1 pseudogene is annotated in these 477 nt (G+C 42.6%); it reads left to right on the top strand.

What is annotated here, in order from left to right:
• Window positions 1-47: 47 nt before the first annotated feature.
• Window positions 48-477 (top strand): annotated as a pseudogene (locus JHD59_RS22135) (phosphomannomutase CpsG); the annotation flags it as partial.

Raw genomic sequence — 477 nt, 5'->3', positions numbered from 1 at the left:
GGTGAGGATGATATTGTCCGACTCCAAGATAACTACGGGCGCGCATAATGAATAAATTGACCTGCTTCAAATCTTATGACATCAGAGGAAAGCTTGGGCTCGAACTTAATGAAGACGTGGCCTATCGCATAGGTCGAGCCTTCGCCCAGCATCTAAATGCAAAAAAAATAGCCATTGGATATGATGCGAGAGAAACAAGTCCAATTTTAAAAAATGCCGTTGCCCAAGGCATTCTTGACAGTGGATCCGATGTTATTGACATTGGCTTAAGCGGGACGGAAGAAATATATTTCGCAGCATTTCATCTTGATGTGGATGGTGGAATTGAAATCACAGCCAGTCATAATCCAATTGACTATAATGGCATGAAATTTGTGGGTCGCGGTGCGATGCCCATTAGCAGCAATACAGGTTTAAACGAGATCAAAAAGCTTGCAGAGCAAGCCAACTTCAATCCTTCTTTAAAAAAAGGCACAC

This window comes from Chromobacterium sp. ASV23 (assembly GCF_016428945.1).
In the GTDB taxonomy this organism is placed as follows: Bacteria; Pseudomonadota; Gammaproteobacteria; order Burkholderiales; family Chromobacteriaceae; genus Chromobacterium; species Chromobacterium sinusclupearum.
Note: the sequence above shows the minus strand (reverse complement) of the source record. Positions and strands in the feature narration are given on the sequence as shown.